Raw genomic sequence first — 15,448 nt, forward strand, 5'->3', positions numbered from 1 at the left:
AGAAGGTGAAGCCGCCGGAGGCGATCGCCACCTTCCAGCCCAGCGTTTCCAGCTTCAGCACCAGTTGAGTCAGCCCCGGCATCAGCGGCAGCGTTTCGCGCACCTGACGCAGGATATCGGCATCCGCATCTTTCAACGTCGCCACACGCTGGCGCAGGCTGGCGCTGAAGTCCAGCTCGCCGCGCATCGCGCGTTCGGTGACTTCCGACACCAGCTCGCCGGTGCCGGCCAGTTTAGCGATTTCATCAATGCACTCAATCTGAATGGCCGTGGAGTCCATGTCCATCACCAACAGGCCCGGCGTGCGCAGATGCGGGATTTTCCCCAGCGGCGCGACATCCAGCCCGGCATCATGCGCCAGTCGCGTCGCGCGCGGCGTTAACGATCCGGCCAGACGAATCACCTGATAGTCTTCCACGCACCAGGCTGCCACAATGACCATAGCCGCGCCCAGCTTGCGCTGGTAGGTTGTCAGACGCGCTTTATCCAGGCCGCGGCCATACAGCAGCCAGCCGCTACGGCCAGCGTGGTAATCCAGCGGCATCACTTCATCACCGCTGAGCGAAAGCGGCAACCCAGGCCACAAGGAGACATCTTCAGGCAGGTCGCACCAGGTCAAACTGTTTGGCATTACAGCTCCAATCTTCTTTATTAAGCCCAGGAAAATAACGCATGAGGCTACCTTGTAACCAGCGCTTCTGGCAACATTAAGCTGTAAATTTTCAAAGGTGGAATATGGTTCGCGCAAAACTGAAATTTCGACTGCATCGCACGGTGATTGTTCTTATCTGTCTGGCGCTGCTCGTCGCGCTGATGCAGGGGGCGTCCTGGTTCAGTCAGCAAAGCCAGAAACAACGCAATCCGCAGCTGGAAGATCTGGCGAGGACGCTGGCGTATCAGGTGTCGCTCAATCTCGCGCCGATGATGAAAACGGAAACGCCGGACGAGAAAAAAATCGGCCAGTTGCTGAAACAACTTACCGTGAAAAGCCGAATCCTCGACGCGGGCGTCTATGATGAGCAGGGCGACCTTATCGCGCGCGCCGGCGAACAGGTTGAGCTTCGCGACCGTCTGGCGCTGGACGGCAAAAAGGCCGGGAGCTACTTCAACCAGCAGATTGTTGAACCTATTCAGGGAAAAAATGGCCCGCTCGGCTATCTGCGTCTGACGCTCGATACGCACACCATCGCCACCGAATCCAATCAGGTGGATAACACCACCAATATTTTACGCTTGATGCTGCTGCTGTCGCTGGCCATTGGCGTGGTACTGGCACGCACGCTGCTGCGCGGCAAACGTACTCGCTGGCAGCAGTCGCCGTTCCTGCTCACCGCCAACAAGCCCGTACAGGACGAAGATAAAGATTAATCAGAAAAGGAAATCGCTATGACAACGCTGCGCCTGCTGCTTTCTGACTCTCACGATCCGTGGTTCAACCTCGCCGTCGAGGAGTGTATTTTTCGCCAGATGCCCGCCACCCAGCGGGTGCTATTCCTGTGGCGCAACGCGGACACGGTCGTTATCGGTCGCGCGCAGAACCCATGGAAAGAGTGCAATACCCGACGTATGGAAGAAGATAACGTCCGCCTGGCGCGTCGCAGCAGCGGCGGCGGCGCGGTGTTCCACGACCTTGGCAACACCTGCTTTACCTTTATGGCGGGTAAACCGGAGTACGACAAGACCGTCTCTACCGCCATCGTGCTGGAGGCACTGAATTCACTCGGCATTACGGCTGAAGCCTCAGGGCGAAACGATCTGATCGTTAAAACGGAGGAAGGCGATCGTAAAGTCTCCGGCTCAGCCTACCGGGAAACGAAAGATCGTGGTTTCCACCACGGCACGCTGCTGCTGAATGCCGATCTCAGCCGACTGGCCAATTATCTGAATCCAGACAAGAAAAAGCTCCAGGCAAAGGGAATAACCTCCGTGCGTGGGCGCGTGGCGAACCTGGTTGAACTGCTGCCGGATATTACCCACCAGCAAATTTGCGAAGCCGTAACCGAAGCGTTTTTCCGCCACTACGGTGAGCGCGTCGAAGCAGAAATTATCTCGCCGGATAACGTGCCAGACCTGCCCAACTTCGCCGAAACCTTTGCCCGACAAAGCAGTTGGGAGTGGAATTTCGGCCAGGCGCCGGCGTTCAGCCATCTGCTGGATGAACGTTTTACCTGGGGTGGCGTCGAGCTACATTTCGACGTTGAGAAAGGCGTGATTACCCGCACTCAGGTGTTTACCGATAGCCTGAATCCGGTGCCGTTTGAGGCACTGGGCGAGCGTTTACAGGGCTGCCAGTATCGAGTGGATGTATTGGAGCAGGCCTGCGAATCTTTAATTGCTGAATTCCCGGCTCAGAAAGGTGAGCTGCGAGAACTGGCTGCATGGATGGCTCAAGCTGTACGCTAAGCGTCTACGCCAGCCGCCCGATGGTCTGCGCGGCTAACTTCAATTTACCCACCATCGCGCGGGCAATCTCCTGAAAGCCCGCGCTGATGCGTCTATCATCCACGACCAGCAGCCAAAAGCGCTCGGCCAACGGCAAGGCAAATTCCCACGCTTTCTTATCGATTGTTGCCTCCACACGGATGTCGACAGGCGCGTAGCGCAACATGCCCGATGCCGCCGGAGCGTAAGCCATCGGCAACATATCATAGACAGGCGCGAGCGCCATCGGGGTATCGGAGTAATAAAACGAGAGGTTACCCGCATGCATATCGCTGTTGGCGATAAGCCGACCAAACGCCCAAATTTTCTCAATTTGCTGATGGGCAACAGCATCTATAATGCCCTGCCCGGCAAGCCGATGCGTGACCACCGGCCAGATGCCTGGCGAAGATGCATACTCGCCTTGCAATGCCTCCAGGGAAACAATTTGCCGACGACCACGTATCCCGGTGCAGTCGAAGCGAATGCTTTCCAGAAAGACCTGTCCTCCCTCGCTGCAAATCGCCGTGGCTGAACTGGCGTCAATGTTGGCGGAAGAAAGCACGGCTAATGCGATGGACTCGGCAATCAAGAGATCTCTCCAGCGTTCAGAAACGGCGTTCCTTTCACGCGTGCTGAATTTCACCAGCACGTGCTGATTGCCCCATCTTGTTTCTGCAAAACAGGCAAATTTAGGCTGCTCACCACCGGCTGAAGAGCCGATGACCTCACCTGCGAGCGCATCTTCCGCCAGTTGTTGATAGCGGTTGAGTTTTTCGGCCTGCGTAATTGCCGTCGCATCCGGCGCGGTCACCCAACGCTGGTAATTTTCCTCACCCACGATCCAGCCGCCCGCATTCTCACCCTGATACGCCCGCAGCGCATACAGGACTTCATCCTCTTGCCACAACCGGATGTCATCAGGCAGATGCGCATACCCAGCCACGGCCCTTCCCCAGGCTCGCCCAAGGAATCCCTGTGGCCGAAGATCGGTCAGATACCATGGCAGGCTGTCAAACCATTGCCATTCACCTGTATCAAGCGCAACCAGGCAACTCCCCTGAGGCCAACACGGATAAAGAACGCCAAACTTAGCGGCCTGCCCTTGTGCATTGACCTGCCAGAGGGGAAAGGCCGCAACGCCGCGAACAGGCCGAACAAGCGCGTAGCGCGTTGCACGGGCTTTACCAAACTGGATGACGTCCTGATGCGCGGAAACCAGACGAGAGAACGTTGCCTGACTAATGGCCAGCGATGATCTTAATTCAGCGGCGGAACTCGGCCCCTGTAGGAGCAAATCGGTTAATGCGCTCATAGATGAATAGATTAATGAATAGATACTTGAATGGATTTAAGGACACAGACCTTTGATTGTCAACACAAACAAAGAGAGAGCGAGAGGAAATATGAATAGATTATCGGAAGAGATTTGATATAACGCTGACATTACCCGGACCAGGCCTTGACGCACCTCGTCCGGGTCGATTTACTGCTTACTCCTGGTCGCCCAGCAGCACAGATTCCAGCGCGATTTTGATCATGTCGTTGAAGGTCGTCTGACGTTCAGCGGCAGTGGTCTGCTCGTGGGTACGGATGTGGTCGGACACGGTGCAGATGGTCAGCGCTTTCGCACCAAACTCAGCCGCAACGCCGTAGATGCCCGCCGCTTCCATTTCCACACCCAGTACGCCGTATTTTTCCATCACGTCGAACATTTCGCCGTCCGGAGAGTAGAACAGGTCAGCGGAGAACAGGTTGCCTACGCGCGCGTCTACGCCCAGCGCTTTTGCCGCGTCAACCGCGTTACGGACCATGTCGAAGTCAGCGATAGCCGCGAAGTCATGATCTTTGAAACGAATACGGTTCACCTTGGAGTCGGTGCAAGCACCCATACCGATCACCACGTCACGCAGTTTGACGTCCATGCGCACAGCGCCACAGGAACCTACGCGAATGATTTTCTTCACGCCGAAATCGGTGATCAGCTCTTTGGTGTAGATGGAGCAGGACGGGATACCCATGCCGTGGCCCATCACGGAGATCTTACGGCCTTTGTAAGTACCGGTGAAACCTAACATGCCGCGAACGTTGTTCACTTCACGGACATCTTCGAGGAAAGTCTCAGCAATGTGCTTCGCGCGCAGCGGGTCGCCCGGCATCAGCACGACATCAGCGAAATCGCCCATTTCAGCGTTAATATGTGGGGTAGCCATCGTAATATCCTTTATTTTTTAAATAGACGAAGGGCGGGAAATCCTCCCGCCCAAATACTCACAGCATGTTTTTGCCGTATTCCATTGGCGACGTACCAAAGTAAGTCGCCAGCGTCTGGCCAATATCCGCGAAGGTTTCACGGTGGCCCAGCGAGCCCGGTTTTACTTTCGGGCCGTAGATCAGCACCGGAATGTGCTCACGGGTATGGTCAGTACCGGTCCAGCTCGGGTCGCAGCCGTGGTCAGCGGTCAGGATCAGAATGTCATCTTCCCCCACCAGCTCCATCAGCTCTGGCAGACGGCGGTCGAACAGTTCCAGGCCTGCGGCATAGCCCGCGATGTCGCGACGGTGGCCCCAGGACGAGTCGAAGTCGACGAAGTTGGTGAAGACAATGGTCTCATCGCCCGCTTCTTTCATCTCTTTGATGGTCGCGTCGAACAGCGCGTCCAGACCGGTGGCTTTCACTTTCTTAGTGATGCCACAGTTAGCGTAAATGTCCGCAATCTTACCGACGGAAACCACGTGGCCGTTTTTCTCGTCCACCAGTTTCTGCAACACGGTCGGCGCTGGCGGTTCAACGGCCAGGTCGTGACGGTTGCCGGTACGCTGGAAGTTACCCGCTTTGTCGCCGATAAACGGACGCGCGATAACGCGACCAATGTTGTAGCCGCCTTCGGTCAGCTCTTCACGCGCGATTTCACACAGCTCGTAGAGTTTATCCAGGCCAAAGGTCTCTTCGTGACAGGCGATCTGGAACACGGAGTCAGCGGAGGTGTAGAAAATCGGCTTGCCGGTTTTCATGTGCTCTTCGCCGAGCTGGTCCAGAATGACCGTACCGGAAGAGTGGCAGTTGCCGAGGTAGCCCGGCAGATTGGCACGCTTAACCAGTTTATCCAGCAGTTCTTGTGGGAAGCTGTTTTCGTGGTCGCTGAAATAGCCCCAGTCGAACAGTACCGGCACGCCGGCAATTTCCCAGTGGCCCGACGGCGTATCTTTACCGGAGGAGAGCTCATGCGCCCAGGCGTATGCGCCCACCACTTCCGCGTTGCCGTCCATTCCGGCAGCAATTTTACCCGTAGAGCCTTCATGGGCTTTCACCAGGCCCAGACGGGTCAGGTTAGGCAGCGTCAGCGGGCCTTTACGACCGTGGTCAGCCTCACCTTTGGCGCAGGCTTCGGCAATGTGGCCCATGGTATCCGCGCCAACGTCGCCAAAGCGGTCAGCGTCTTCCGTTGCACCAATCCCAAAGGAGTCCAGCACCATAATAAATGCACGTTTCATCTTGTTCTCCATACATCTTGCGCTGCAAAAAAGCGATCAGATCAGTATATCGCTATTCGGTAATACGACGATAGACTGTCGGTGTGATTTCTGGGGCTTTATCGTCCAGTTTAATTGCCGCTTTGACGGCTTTCGCCGCTTCCTGCCAGCTTGATTCATCTTTCGCATGAATCACCGCCAGCGGGCGCTGCCCGTCGATGCTGTCGCCCAGACGAGCCATGTCGGTAAAGCCAACGCTGTAGTCAATGGTGTCAGACGCCTGACGACGGCCGCCGCCCATAGAAACCACCGCCATACCCAGCGCGCGGGTGTCCATCGCGCTGACGAAACCTTCAGTATCAGCATAGACAGCTTTGCTCAGCATCGCCGTTGGCAGATATTTCGCATAGCTTTCAACGAAGTCGGTCGGGCCTTTCTGCGCCGCAACCATCCGGCCAAAGATCTCCGCTGCTTTACCGTTATCCAGTACCGCCTGCAGTTTGGCACGCGCTTCGGCGTCGTCTTTCGCCAGCTTGCCGGAGATCAGCATCTCCACGCACAGCGCCATCGTGACGTCGAACAGACGCGGGTTGCGATATTCACCTGTCAGGAACTGCACGGCCTCACGTACTTCCACCGCATTACCCGCGCTGGAGGCCAGCACCTGATTCATGTCGGTCAGCAGCGCCGTGGTTTTGACGCCTGCGCCATTGGAAACGCCGACGATGGCTTCCGCCAGCGCAGCAGAGAGTTCGTAGGTCGGCATAAACGCACCGCTGCCGACTTTCACATCCATCACCAGCGCGTCCAGACCTTCCGCCAGTTTTTTGGCGAGGATGGAAGCGGTGATCAGCGGGATGGAGTCCACCGTCGCGGTAATGTCGCGGGTGGCGTAAAAACGTTTGTCCGCCGGTGCGAGCGAGCTGGTCTGCCCAATAATCGCCACACCCACGTCTTTAATAATTTCACGGAAACGGTTGTCGTCCGGGAAGATGTCGAAGCCCGGAATGGCTTCCAGTTTGTCGAGCGTGCCGCCGGTATGGCCGAGGCCGCGACCGGAGATCATCGGAATATAGCCACCGCAGGCCGCTACCATCGGGCCAAGCATCAGCGAAGTGACGTCGCCGACGCCGCCGGTAGAGTGCTTGTCGACAATCGGGCCGTTGAGGTTGAGGCTCTTCCAGTCCAGGACGGTGCCTGAATCTCGCATCGCCATGGTCAGCGAGACACGCTCTGGCATGCTCATATCATGGAAGAAAATGGTCATCGCCAGCGCGGCAATCTGCCCTTCAGAGATGGTGTTGTCGCGAATGCCGTTGATAAAGAAACGAATTTCTTCATCACTCAGCGCCAGGCCATCACGTTTTTTGCGAATAATTTCTTGAGCGAGAAACAAGGTACCCTCCTTTGGAGTTAATAGCGAGGCTGCGGGGATGCCCCCTCACCCTAGCCCTCTCCCCCGTGGGGAGAGGGAACCGTATGACATCGTTTGTCTGTCATGACGTTACCCGGTTTTCTCCCTCGCCCTTCCAGGGAGAGGGGCGGGTGAGGGTACACCCGTCGAACATGCAAACTTAGTAGCTGCTTGCGCTCTTACCGTCGCCGTGGCCCAGCGCCTTCAGCAGGCTAGCCAGCAGAGAAGAAGCGCCGAAGCGGTAGTGACGGGAGTCAGCCCAGTCCGCGCCAAACAGTTCGTCCGCGATAGACAGGAACAGCTGCGCGTCTTCTGCGGTACGCACGCCGCCAGCAGGCTTGAAGCCCACGGTTTTCTGTACGCCCATATCACGGATCACTTCCATCATGATGCGTGCGCTTTCTGGGGTCGCGTTCACCGGCACTTTACCGGTAGAGGTTTTGATGAAATCAGCGCCAGCTTTGATAGAGATTTCAGACGCTTTACGAATCAGCGCTTCTTCTTTCAGTTCACCGGTTTCGATGATCACTTTCAGCAGCACGTTAGCCGCCGCACAGGCGTCTTTACAGGCTTTGACCAGATCAAAACCAACCTGCTCGTTCCCGGCGATCAGCGCGCGGTACGGGAAGACCACGTCAACTTCGTCAGCGCCATAGGCAATCGCCGCGCGGGTTTCCGCCAGAGCAATATCAATATCGTCATTGCCGTGCGGGAAGTTAGTCACGGTGGCAATACGGATGTCAGGCGTTCCCTGCTCTTTCAGCGTTTTACGCGCGATCGGGATGAAACGCGGATAGATGCAGACAGCGGCGGTGTTGCCCACCGGCGTTTTCGCCTGATGGCAGAGGGCGATCACTTTCGCATCGGTGTCATCTTCGTTCAGGGTGGTTAAGTCCATCAGTTGCAGTGCACGCAGGCTGCTTGCCTTTAAATCAGTCATTTTGCTCTCCAACGGCGTATTGCCGTTTAAATCGTTACCTTGCGGGTCTGTGATTATTGTAACACCGCCCCGCGCTCACACTTCGACTTTCATCACACTTAGTGAAAACTTCGTACAAATTTGCATAACAACAACGAGATCTTAATCAAACTTTGCCACCAAAGATGAGCCATAAAGCACCACTTCAACGGCTCGGATCAAAAGATGCCTTCATCGTTTCTCATACACTTCGCGCATCGCTCGTCTGAGGAACTCAACATGTCCACTTCGCCAGAATCATCACTGCTGCAACACTGCCAGCAAATTGTGACAAGCTCCGTGTTATCCCCGGAACAAAAACGCCATTTCCTGGCATTAGAAGCCGAGAATGCCCTGCCCTATCCTGAGCTATCAGAGCAGGCGCAAGCCGCGCTGAGCGAGGGCGTTATCTGCGATATGTTCGAAGGACACGCCCCCTACAAACCGCGCTATGTCCTGCCGGACTACGAACGTTTTCTCGCCAACGGCTCCGCATGGCTGGAGCTGGAAGGTGCGCAGGATCTGGACGACGCCCTGTCGCTGCTGACCATCCTGTATCACCATGTTCCTTCTGTGACGGCGATGCCGGTGTATCTCGGCCATCTTGATGCGTTGCTGTCACCTTATGTTAGAATTCTAACACAAGATGAAATCGATGTTCGAATAAAACGTTTCTGGCGCTATCTCGATCGCACGCTGCCCGATGCCTTCACACACGTAAACATTGGCCCGCACGATACGCCGATTACGCGCGCCATTTTACGTGCTGATGCTGAATTAAAGCAGGTTGCGCCTAATCTAACCTTTATCTACGATCCACAAATTACACCTGACGATCTGCTGTTACAGGTGGCACAAAATATTTGCGAGTGCAGTAAACCACATATCGCTAACGGCCCGGTGAATGATAAAATATTCACAAAAGGCCAATATGGCATCGTGAGCTGTTACAACTCTCTGCCGATCGCCGGCGGCGGCAGCACCCTGGTTCGCATGAATCTGCAGCAGGTTGCCCAACGAAGCGACTCGATTGACGATTTCTTCAGCCGCGTCCTGCCACACTACTGCCAGCTGCAAATCGATATCATTGATGCCCGCTGCCGCTTCCTCTACGAGCAGTCTCACTTCTTTGAGAATAGCTTCCTGGTGAGCGAAGGGCTGATAAGCCCGGACCGTTTTGTACCGATGTTCGGGATCTACTCGCTGGCGGAAGCGGTCAACATCCTGTGTGAACGCAACGGCATTGCCGGGCGCTACGGTAAAGATGAGCAGGCCAATACGCTGGCTTATCGCATCAGCGCGGCGCTGGCCGAGTTCGTCGCCCAAACGCCGGTGCAGTACGGCTGGCAGCAGCGCGCGCTGCTGCACGCACAGTCTGGCATCAGCTCCGACACCGGCACCACGCCGGGCGCGCGTCTGCCTTATGGCGATGAACCGGACCCGATTAGCCATCTGCTGGCCGTCGCACCGCACCATGCGTTCTACGCCGCGGGCATTAGCGACATTCTGACCCTCGATGAAACCGTGAAACGTAACCCGCAGGCGGTGATGCAACTGTGCCTTGGCGCGTTCAAGGCGGGGATGCGTGAATTCAGTGCTAACGTCAGCGGTAACGATCTGGTGCGCGTCACCGGCTATATGGTGCGCCTGTCCGATCTGGAAAAATACCGCGCGGAAGGCTCACGTACCAATACTACCTGGCTCGGTGAAGAAGCCGCGCGTAATACCCGTATTCTGGAACGTCAACCTCGTGTCGTGAGCCATGAACAGCAGATGCGCTTTAGTCAGTAAGATTATCCCGTTCTCCTGCGTCGACGGGCCGGGCAGCCGCCTGGCCCTGTTCCTGCAGGGCTGCAACCTACGCTGTAAGAACTGCCACAATCCGTGGACTATGGGGCGCTGCAACGATTGCGGCGAATGCGTGCCACAGTGTCCGCATCAGGCGCTCAGCCTTGAGGCTGGTCGCGTGGTGTGGCAACCCGACGTCTGCCAGCAGTGCGATACCTGCCTGCACCTGTGCCCGCAGCAGGCAACGCCGATGGCGCAGTCGATGAGCGTTGAGCAGGTGATTGAGCACATCAGCAAGGTGGCGCCGTTTATTGAAGGCATTACCGTCAGCGGCGGCGAAGCCACCACTCGACTGCCGTTTGTCTGTGAGCTGTTCACTCGCCTGAAGGCCACGCCGGCGCTTAAGCATCTGACCTGTCTGGTCGACAGCAATGGTGAATTGCCCATCGGCGGCTGGGAAAAGCTGCATCCGGTGTGTGACGGCGTGATGGTCGATTTAAAAGCCTGGGACAATGCCTGTCATCTCGCGCTGACCGGCAGAAGCAACGTGCGGATAAAGCAAAGCATTCAATGGCTGGCTGAACACGACATGCTGGCTGAACTGCGATTGTTAGTCATTCCCGACCAAACGGATTATCTACAGGAGGCGAAGGCGCTGAGCGGATTTATCGGCGGGCTGGGTGAGGTGACTATTCGTCTGAACGCTTTTCATGCACATGGCGTTTATGGTGAAGCCAGAACATGGCGTAGCGCCGGGCCTCAGGATATCGAAGCCTTAAGCCAGGCGCTACGTGCCGGAGGAATAACGCAAATTATCCCTCCGGCGCTGTACTTATAGGGCGAGGAACACGCCGGCAATGGTGGCGCTCATCAGGTTGGAGAGCGTCCCGGCGGCCACCGCCTTCAGGCCCAACTGGGCAATATCCTGACGGCGCTTCGGCGCCATGCTGCCCAGGCCGCCAATCAGAATGGCAATAGACGAGAGGTTAGCAAACCCACACAGCGCGAAAGAGATAATCGCTTTGGTATGGTTTGAAATGACCTGTAGCCCTGCTGCCGCCACTTCTGCATCCGCCTTCAGGTATTCGCCGAAGTTCATGTAGGCCACAAATTCGTTAATCACCAGCTTCTGGCCGATAAATGAGCCCGCTACCGTCGCTTCACTCCACGGAACCCCAATAACCCACGCCAGCGGCGAGAACACCCAGCCCAGGATCAGCTGCAACGACAGTTCCGGGTAGTTGAACCAGCCGCCCACGCCAGAGAGGATACCGTTCAGCAACGCAATCAGCGCGATAAACGCCAGCAGCATTGCGCCCACGTTCAGCGCCAGCTGCATCCCGGATGCCGCGCCCGATGCCGCGGCGTCCAGCACGTTAGTTGGCGCATCCGGATCTTTCGAATTCTGCTCCAGCGTAGGGGAATCCTGCGGCGTTTCGGTTTCAGGAACCATAATCTTAGCGAACAGCAGGCCACCCGGCGCAGCCATAAACGATGCGGCAATCAGGTATTCCAACGGTACGCCCATCTGCGCGTAACCCGCCAACACGGAACCGGCTACCGATGCCAGACCGCCGCACATTACGGCAAACAGCTCAGAACGCGTCATCGTGGCAATGTACGGACGGACAACCAGCGGCGCTTCCGTCTGGCCAACGAAGATGTTCGCAGTCGCAGAAAGTGATTCGGTACGCGACGTTTTGAGCACCTTGCGCAGGCCGCCCCCGAGAATACGGATGACAAACTGCATAATGCCGAGGTAATACAACACGGCAATCAGCGAGGAGAAGAAGACGATGACCGGCAGCACGCGCAGCGCAAAGACGAAACCACCGCCGCCAAAGACTTCAAACATCTTGTCGGAGACCAGACCGCCGAACAGGAAGCCGATCCCTTCGTTGCCGTAAGCGATAACGTTAGCCACGCCTTCCGACATCGCCAACAGCACCTTACGCCCGGCAGGCACATAGAGGATTAATGCACCGATGCCCACCTGCAAAAGCCAGGCTCCCAGCACGGTGCGAAGATTGATTGCTTTACGATTACTCGATAGAAGTAAGGCAATGGCGAGCAGCACCACCATGCCGATAAGTCCCATGAGGATTTGCATACAGAGTCCCTGTGTATTGAAAAATATAAAGATTACGGCAAACCAGCGAGGCCGATTATAACGTTCCGCAATTATATTTTTCGTTTAATGTCACAGGTTTTTCGCAATAGCGGAGAGTTAATACTCAATAACGAGACCTAAGTCACCCTACAAGCCCGAAAAGAGGGCCCTGGTATTCTCGTAAAGGGTATGAGCTATCTGTTGCGGTGATTCCGGGCGCAGCGCACACAGATGCGTAAACACCTCGGCAATGCGCTCGGGACGATTAGGCTGCCCTTGATAGCCATTGAGCGGCATATCCGGCGCATCGGTTTCCAGCACCAGCGCCGAAAGCGGCAACCGGGCCATCACGTCACGCGTCTTACTGGCGCGCGGATACGAAATTGTGCCGCCGACGCCAATTTTATAGCCTAACTGCACAAACCGCTCAGCCTGTTGCAGACTACCGGAAAAACCGTGCACCACCCCTGTTCTCGGCAGGTTGTGCCGCTTCAGATGCAGCGCCAGCTTGTCGTGCGTGCGTCGCGAATGAAGGATTACCGGCAGATCGTAATGTTTGGCTAGCCGCAGCTGTGCGTCCAGCAGGTACTGCTGGCGTTCAAACTGCGGGTTTTCGCGGTAGAGATCGAGACCAATTTCTCCCACCGCAACCAATTTGGGGGGCTTACGGGAGAGTTCCACTTCCAGTTGCGCCAGGCTCTCATCGCTATGGCGTTCCACAACAATGGGATGCAGGCCAATCGCGGCATACAAAGAAGGAAAGCGTTCGGCTAACGCCAGCACACGAGTGAAATTGTCAGCCTCGGTTGCCGGGATCACTATCTTGCTAATACCGGCTGCCGCCGCGCGTTCTATACTGGCCTCTTCATCGCCGGTAAACGGTGGAAAATCAAAATGGCAATGGGTATCAATGAAGCTGCTGTTCAAGCCAGATCCTCATTATTGAAGAGAGTGTCATTGACGGGCGATACGTCGGAAATCGCCGCCGTAGGAATATCGTTTGCGACCGGTAGCGTAGGAATAGACCTCACGCCGGGTGAAATATGGCGCGCTAACGGCGGTTTTTCCGCCAACAGCTTCCCGATCGTCGCCAGAAAATAGCGACCGCACAAACGCCCTGTTTTGTAATCCTGCCGCAGGGCGGGAATACGGCTGCCAAGCGCCATACTCAGCAACGGTTTCGGCGGATAGATTTCAAAAATACGCAGATTACCCGGAGGATTCTCGATAAATTTCTGGATTTCGGAATAGCTGGTTTCATGGTGTTGCACCAGATTCAGCAGCGGCTGCAGGCTACTCTCCCCCAGCCAGCGTTCCATTCGTTTAAACCACTGCGGCGTATAGTACATCTGAGATGGCACGGTGCGGATCACCACCAGCGTCTTCGCCCCCTGCTTTGCTGCTTCGCGCACCGGGATCGCATCGCTCACGCCGCCATCAAAGTAACTAATCCCATCCAGCGCCACGCCGGGGCGATAGAAGCCCGGAATCGCGCTGGACGCCCGAATAATATCGAGCCAGTTATGCCGGGTGGGTGAAAAATAGCTCGGCGTATAGTCATCACTGCGACAGGCGCAGATATAAAAGGATTTTCCACGTTCAAACAGGCGTTCGGCGGTGTCCATTGCCAGCGGCATTTGCCCAGCGGTTGAGCCGACCAGCCAATCCAGGTCAATAAGGTTACCGCCGCGGACAAAACGAACCGGGTCGAAAAACTCCCGCCGGGTGGTGTAACGCATGATGACTTTACGCCCGTATCCCGGTTGGTTACACAGATAGGCAGAAATATTCTGCGCTCCCGCCGAGCTGCCATAGTAGAGATCGAAGGGGTTGAACTGTGCCCGCATAAACTCATCAAGCACCCCTGCGGTGAAGATACCACGTTGCCCTCCCCCCTCGCAGACCAGCGCCATGCGACCAGGAGTGAAACGCCTCAGCGATAATGGCGCAATATTGCCAAGCGTGACGGGTATACGCTGCCCCACCTCTACCTACCTGTTTTTTAGTTCTCAGACTAACAAAGTAGCCTAAATTCGCGTCGGCTAAAACTAATAAAGCCAGTCCGCTGGACTGGCTTTGATTTCATGCTATTTCGTACGCGATGCTCTAGGGCCGTTTACGCCCGGTAAACAGGCTCACCAGGAAGATGATAATCCCCACAACAAACACGATTTTCGCTGCCCATGCAGCGGTACCTGCCAGTCCACCAAATCCTAATGCGGCGGCAATTAACGCGATAACCAGAAATATAATGCCCCAACGAAACATAAGCTTCTCCTTTACCATAGTTAATGTCGCCCGCTTGCTATGAGCGTCCAGGCCACCCATCGGCACTTTTTTAGTGTGGTGCACATCTTGTCTCCTGCCAAATTTCAGGAGACAAGATGACCACTTATTACTGCACTTTCAGATCATTTTTGACGCTTTTCACACCTTCGACGGCTTTAGCGACACTTTCCGCACGCTCGCTTTGCGCCTGGGATTCCACGGTACCCGACAGTTGCACAACGCCGTCTGTCGTCTCAACTTTCACGTTACGTGAGGGTACGATGTCGTCAGCCAGCAGCTTGGCTTTCACTTCGCTGGTCGTTGCCGTATCACCGGCATAGCCTTTTATCGAGCTTTCTTTACTGTCGCGGACGTGGAGTTTGTCACTCACAGAAGCAACGCCCTCAACGGTTTTCGCCGCTGCGACAGCCGCTTCCGCCTGCGCCTGACTTTGTACAAAGCCGCTCAGGGTCACGACTTTTTTGTCTGTTTTCACAGAGATATCCGTGCTCTTAATACTCTCGTTGTCCAGCAGGGCGGCTTTAACTTTTGCCGTGATTGTGCTGTCATCCATAAAGTTACCCACTTTATTCCCTGCACTTTCAGCACTGGCCTGAGCCTTGTCCATCGTTGTCGTTTCTGCGTAGACGGAACCGGTAGCCACAGCAGAAGTCAGCATTACGGCAAGCAGCGTTTTAGACATCGTCAGTTTTTTCATCATCAAAATATTCCTGTATGTTTTGCCCGCAATTTGAGCATGTGCAACACGCAGGTTGCATTGCTGAATAGGGGACGAAGCCCCTGACCACGTATTTCACGACAGTCCCAATTCTTCGGGTCACAAATCACCGCGAAAACGCGCCCTTATCCAGTTATTAATATTGCGATGAAAATAAGTGTCAGCTTTAAGCACTTTACATGGCGTGACTAACAGAATTTAAAGCCGACACAGATGTCATCGCTTTGTTAAATATAGATCACAATTTTGAAAGCGCCCGCTTCGTTGGGCAAAAAA

General features: G+C 55.6%; 15 protein-coding genes. 4 read left to right on the forward strand and 11 right to left on the reverse strand.

The window, feature by feature from the left end; translation table 11 throughout:
* Nucleotides 1-631, reverse strand: a 631-nt coding sequence (serB, locus tag ACW14G_RS09880; RefSeq protein ID WP_455648574.1) for a phosphoserine phosphatase SerB, incomplete at its 3' end; no start/stop codon positions are given.
* 104 nt (nt 632-735) lie between these two features.
* Here serB and ACW14G_RS09885 point away from each other — a divergent pair.
* On the forward strand, nt 736-1,368 hold the full coding sequence (locus tag ACW14G_RS09885; protein WP_167576924.1) for a YtjB family periplasmic protein: 633 nt from the start codon (nt 736-738) through the stop codon (nt 1,366-1,368).
* A gap of 18 nt (nt 1,369-1,386) precedes the next feature.
* Nucleotides 1,387-2,403 carry a lipoate--protein ligase LplA gene (gene lplA / locus ACW14G_RS09890; RefSeq protein ID WP_249022357.1) on the forward strand — a complete coding sequence of 339 codons (1,017 nt, stop codon included), beginning with the start codon at nt 1,387-1,389 and terminating at the stop codon, nt 2,401-2,403.
* Nucleotides 2,404-2,407: 4 nt separating this feature from the next.
* Here the strand turns inward: lplA and yjjJ are convergent, their stop codons facing one another.
* From yjjJ to deoC, 5 genes are all read right to left on the reverse strand, one after another.
* Nucleotides 2,408-3,736: a type II toxin-antitoxin system HipA family toxin YjjJ gene (gene yjjJ / locus ACW14G_RS09895; RefSeq protein WP_249022358.1), complete on the reverse strand. Its 1,329-nt coding sequence runs from the start codon at nt 3,734-3,736 to the stop codon at nt 2,408-2,410.
* A 178-nt stretch (nt 3,737-3,914) separates the two neighbouring features.
* Nucleotides 3,915-4,634 (reverse strand): purine-nucleoside phosphorylase, encoded by a 720-nt coding sequence (gene deoD / locus ACW14G_RS09900; protein ID WP_000224865.1) that lies wholly within the window; start codon nt 4,632-4,634, stop codon nt 3,915-3,917.
* Nucleotides 4,635-4,692: 58 nt separating this feature from the next.
* Entirely contained in the window at nt 4,693-5,916 is a 1,224-nt protein-coding gene (gene deoB, locus ACW14G_RS09905; RefSeq protein ID WP_163449615.1) for a phosphopentomutase, read from the reverse strand.
* Nucleotides 5,917-5,968: 52 nt separating this feature from the next.
* The gene (deoA, locus tag ACW14G_RS09910) at nt 5,969-7,291 is read right to left on the reverse strand and encodes a thymidine phosphorylase (protein WP_249022359.1); all 1,323 of its coding nucleotides are present in this window, start codon (nt 7,289-7,291) and stop codon (nt 5,969-5,971) included.
* 178 nt (nt 7,292-7,469) lie between these two features.
* Nucleotides 7,470-8,249: a deoxyribose-phosphate aldolase gene (deoC, locus tag ACW14G_RS09915; protein ID WP_064547166.1), complete on the reverse strand. Its 780-nt coding sequence runs from the start codon at nt 8,247-8,249 to the stop codon at nt 7,470-7,472.
* Nucleotides 8,250-8,507: 258 nt separating this feature from the next.
* Between deoC and ACW14G_RS09920 the strand changes: the two genes are divergently transcribed.
* Both ACW14G_RS09920 and ACW14G_RS09925 read left to right on the forward strand, forming a co-directional pair.
* Nucleotides 8,508-10,058 carry a YjjI family glycine radical enzyme gene (locus ACW14G_RS09920; protein ID WP_167576932.1) on the forward strand — a complete coding sequence of 517 codons (1,551 nt, stop codon included), beginning with the start codon at nt 8,508-8,510 and terminating at the stop codon, nt 10,056-10,058.
* On the forward strand, nt 10,030-10,893 hold the full coding sequence (locus ACW14G_RS09925) for a YjjW family glycine radical enzyme activase (RefSeq protein ID WP_249022360.1): 864 nt from the start codon (nt 10,030-10,032) through the stop codon (nt 10,891-10,893). The genes ACW14G_RS09920 and ACW14G_RS09925 overlap by 29 nt, the downstream gene beginning before the upstream one ends.
* Here ACW14G_RS09925 and ACW14G_RS09930 read toward each other — a convergent pair.
* From ACW14G_RS09930 to osmY, 5 genes are all read right to left on the reverse strand, one after another.
* Entirely contained in the window at nt 10,888-12,165 is a 1,278-nt protein-coding gene (locus ACW14G_RS09930; protein ID WP_163448808.1) for a NupC/NupG family nucleoside CNT transporter, read from the reverse strand. The two genes, ACW14G_RS09925 and ACW14G_RS09930, sit on opposite strands and share 6 nt — an antisense overlap.
* A gap of 147 nt (nt 12,166-12,312) precedes the next feature.
* The gene (locus ACW14G_RS09935) at nt 12,313-13,092 is read right to left on the reverse strand and encodes a metal-dependent hydrolase (protein ID WP_249022361.1); all 780 of its coding nucleotides are present in this window, start codon (nt 13,090-13,092) and stop codon (nt 12,313-12,315) included.
* A complete protein-coding gene (locus ACW14G_RS09940) occupies nt 13,089-14,150 on the reverse strand; it encodes a patatin-like phospholipase family protein (protein ID WP_249022362.1) in 1,062 nt (353 codons plus the stop codon). Before ACW14G_RS09940 ends, ACW14G_RS09935 begins: the two co-directional genes overlap by 4 nt.
* 121 nt (nt 14,151-14,271) lie before the next feature.
* Nucleotides 14,272-14,433, reverse strand: coding sequence for a DUF1328 domain-containing protein (locus ACW14G_RS09945; protein ID WP_064547200.1), 162 nt, complete (start codon nt 14,431-14,433; stop codon nt 14,272-14,274).
* A 127-nt stretch (nt 14,434-14,560) separates the two neighbouring features.
* Nucleotides 14,561-15,154: a molecular chaperone OsmY gene (osmY, locus tag ACW14G_RS09950; protein WP_411908104.1), complete on the reverse strand. Its 594-nt coding sequence runs from the start codon at nt 15,152-15,154 to the stop codon at nt 14,561-14,563.
* Between the last annotated feature and the right edge of the window lie 294 nt (nt 15,155-15,448).

This window comes from Kluyvera sp., assembly GCF_965301105.1.